This window comes from Thiolapillus sp. (assembly GCF_048562965.1).
Lineage (GTDB): Bacteria > Pseudomonadota > Gammaproteobacteria > Chromatiales > Chromatiaceae > Thiolapillus > Thiolapillus brandeum_A.
In genome coordinates this window covers 1-3,413 of record NZ_JBHNMF010000358.1, presented here as the reverse complement: position 1 = coordinate 3,413, position 3,413 = coordinate 1, and the positions used below count along the sequence as shown (strand labels likewise).

The 3,413-nt window shown below is 55.4% G+C and carries 3 protein-coding genes; 2 read left to right on the top strand and 1 reads right to left on the bottom strand.

Annotated features, from left to right (window positions below):
• Window positions 1-167 precede the first annotated feature (167 nt).
• Both folP and glmM read left to right on the top strand, forming a co-directional pair.
• Entirely contained in the window at window positions 168-1,010 is an 843-nt protein-coding gene (gene folP / locus ACOCD2_RS14735; protein ID WP_293649305.1) for a dihydropteroate synthase, read from the top strand.
• 40 nt (window positions 1,011-1,050) lie between these two features.
• Complete coding sequence (gene glmM / locus ACOCD2_RS14730; protein WP_293649308.1) at window positions 1,051-2,400, top strand: phosphoglucosamine mutase; 1,350 nt, start codon at window positions 1,051-1,053, stop codon at window positions 2,398-2,400.
• A 578-nt stretch (window positions 2,401-2,978) separates the two neighbouring features.
• Here the strand turns inward: glmM and ACOCD2_RS14725 are convergent.
• Window positions 2,979-3,269: a hypothetical protein gene (locus ACOCD2_RS14725; RefSeq protein ID WP_419618454.1), complete on the bottom strand. Its 291-nt coding sequence runs from the start codon at window positions 3,267-3,269 to the stop codon at window positions 2,979-2,981.
• Window positions 3,270-3,413: the final 144 nt, after the last annotated feature.

The window sequence follows — 3,413 nt, the reverse complement described above, 5'->3', positions numbered from 1 at the left end:
GAAGTTGTTGCGTAGTGCTTGGTGACCAGGACGGCTGGGGCACAAATAGGTTGTCAAAGGCCGAGTCGATTTTGGGGACTGGGATGTCCCAAAATCTATCACGAGGCCGAAGACACGCTTGAGAGCAGGGTGGAGCCTCCGAGTGAGGCTCCACCTTTTTGTGGCCCATGAAACTGAACTGTAACGGCAAAACACTCGACCTGGGCAGTCCCCGGGTCATGGGTATTCTCAATGTCACCCCCGACTCTTTTTCGGACGGGGGAAGGTTCCTGCAGCGTGATGCCGCAGTTGTTCAGGCTTTGCAGATGGAAAAAGACGGTGCTGCCATCGTCGATGTGGGCGGGGAATCCACGCGACCGGGAGCAAGCCCTGTGTCTCTTCAGGAAGAGCTGGACCGGGTCATCCCCGTGATAGAAATTCTGGGAGAAAAGCTGGAGATACCTGTTTCTGTCGACACCAGCAAGCCGGAAGTCATGCGCGAGGCGATACAGGCCGGTGCTGGCCTGATCAATGATGTGAATGCGCTGCGCAGTGAAGGTGCGCTGGTGCAGGCAGCAGCGCTGGGGGTTCCCGTGTGCCTGATGCACATGCAGGGTCGACCCGATACCATGCAGCAGGCTCCACGGTACGACAATGTACTGGATGAAGTTCAGGCCTTTCTTACAGAGCGCATAGGTGCCTGTGTCGAACAGGGGATACCCAACGGGCATATACTGGTCGACCTGGGTTTTGGTTTTGGCAAGACCCTGGTGCACAACCTGGAACTGCTGCACAGGCTGGGAGAGCTGGAAAAACTGGGCTGTCCACTGCTTGTGGGCTTGTCACGCAAGTCCATGCTTGGCACACTCACAGGTCGGGAACCGGAGCAGCGGGTGGCGGCCAGCGTGGCAGCAGCCCTGCTGGCGGTAGAAAGGGGCGCCAGCATCGTGCGCGTTCACGATGTGGCGGAAACGGTCGATGCACTGAAAGTGCTGGAAGCGGTCATCGACCCGGCAAGCGCCGGCCGATGATGCTGGAAACGGTCCGCCGGACCGTAAATAGGGAGTAAAGATGAAAACGAAAAAATACTTTGGCACAGATGGAATCCGGGGTCGGGTCGGAGAAGGCAAGATCAACCCGGAATTCGTGCTGAAACTGGGCTGGGCCGCCGGACGGGTGCTGTGCAATGGCAGTTCCGGCAAGGTGCTGATTGGTAAGGACACGCGTATCTCCGGCTATCTTTTCGAAGCGGCGCTGGAAGCCGGGCTGGTTGCGGCAGGCATGGACATCCGTCTGCTCGGGCCCATGCCCACACCGGGTATCGCTTATCTGACGCGTACCCTGCATGCCTCCGCCGGTATTGTCATCAGCGCCAGTCACAACCCCTATTACGACAATGGCATCAAGTTTTTCTCCGCGGCTGGAACCAAGCTGCCCGATGATGTGGAAAAAGCCATCGAGGCAGAATTCGAAAAGCCGATGGTCACCGTCGATTCGGCCAAGCTCGGCAAGGCGGAACGGGTGGAAGATGCCTCCGGGCGCTACATCGAATTCTGCAAGAGTACGGTGCCTCACAGCCTGGATCTTTCCGGGCTGAAGATCGTGGTCGACTGTGCCAATGGCGCAACCTACCATGTTGCTCCGCCGGTGCTGGAAGAGCTGGGAGCAGATGTGGTGGTCATCGGTGCGGAACCGGACGGCTTCAACATCAACAAGGATATCGGCTCGACTCATCCGGAAGCCCTGCAACAGGCAGTATTGCAGCATCATGCTGATCTGGGCATCGCCCTGGATGGCGATGGCGACCGCCTCGTCATGGTGGATCACACCGGTGCCATCGTCGATGGTGACGGCATCCTGTACATTATTGCGCGCTCGCGCCTGGCACAGCCCAATGGCCTCCAGGGGCCGGTGGTGGGCACTACCATGAGCAACCTCGGACTGGAACTGGCCCTGAAGGAACTGGACGTGGAACTGCAGCGCACAGATGTGGGTGACCGCTATATCCTGGCAGCACTGGATGCCAACAAGTGGACGCTTGGTGGCGAGCCTTCCGGACACATCATCTGCAGGGACAGAACCTCGACAGGTGACGGCATCGTCGCTGCCCTGCAGGTGCTGGCCTCCATGGTGATGGGTGAATCCAGCCTGCGTGACCTGAGTATGGGCATGCAGCGTCTGCCGCAGATTCTTGTGAACGTGGACCTGGGAAAGGCAGATCCGAAAGCCATCATGGAAAATGAACAGGTGAAAAAATCTGTAAAGTCAGCGGAAAAGACCCTGAACAAGGACGGGCGTGTACTGCTGCGTCCTTCCGGCACCGAACCGCTGATTCGCGTCATGGTGGAAGGCAAGGATGCGCCCCTGGTCACGCAACTGGCCAACGAGATCGCTGATACCGTCAGGACAGTAACCAGATAAGCCAATAGACAGGAACCTGCGTGGAGCACCGCGAACACACGGAAGTTGTGTGTATCGCTATCACACGTCGGTCTGAATGCTACATCGCATTTCCGCCTTTTTCAGCTGGATAGTTGCCTGCAGAAAGATGTGTGAATGCTCCCCATCATGCCCGATGTATCCAAATATACATTTCCACATGCTTGTTGTAGTATTTTTCAATGACTGTAAGGGATCTCGAAAATAGTCCGATTCCGGCAAACTGATCCAATTGGTTCTCTAGATTGCTCTGATCATGATGCGGCATACGGGAAAGGATATTGGAACTCAAAGCCCATTGCTGGAGAGGAATTTATTGACTTTACAGTTGACCCCAAAGTTTAGATAACACTAAATTGAGAAAGGATCATGCAAACGATGGCAGCGTCAGAATCAAGTGTTTCAGACAAACTGAAGAAAGAAAGAGAGATATTGCAGGATCTTATCGCATTTTATGGTCAGTATCATAATCACAAGGAGCAGATGGCATTCTCGATCTTCGGTCTAGAAGGTGCATTCTTTATAGGCCTTTTTCTTCTCGGAAATTGGCCCCAGTCGATTCAAGGTATGGATCGTACTTTGCTCGCTCGCTGCCAGCCATGGAGAGCGAAGCGAAGGCTGGTAGACCCCAGTAGCCGCGAGGCCGCACTGTTTTCCCGGCGTGCCTTGCGCCAGAGGGAAAACAAAGTAGGCCTCCGAACGCGGCGTCCAGTCATTGGGAGCCAAGTACGGAGCAGCAACGAGCTTGCGAAGTTGTTGCGTAGTGCTTGGTGACCAGGACGGCTGGGGCACCAATAGGTTGTCAAAGGCCGAGTCGATTTTGGGGACTGGGATGTCCCAAAATCTATCACGAGGCCGAAGACACGCTTGATTATTTTTATAGTTGTTTGGGGTAACTACTCACCCCTATCAGCATAGAGCTGTCCCGAAAAGGCCATTTGAATGGCGACCAGCGGATTGTATCCCTGATTTGCCATGGTCTGCAGGTAACTGGA

What these genes read in the sequence shown, in the direction of transcription:
- folP (WP_293649305.1), top strand. Translation starts at nt 168, where the DNA reads ATGAAACTGAACTGTAACGGCAAAACACTCGACCTGGGCAGTCCCCGG.
- glmM (WP_293649308.1), top strand. Translation starts at nt 1,051, where the DNA reads ATGAAAACGAAAAAATACTTTGGCACAGATGGAATCCGGGGTCGGGTC.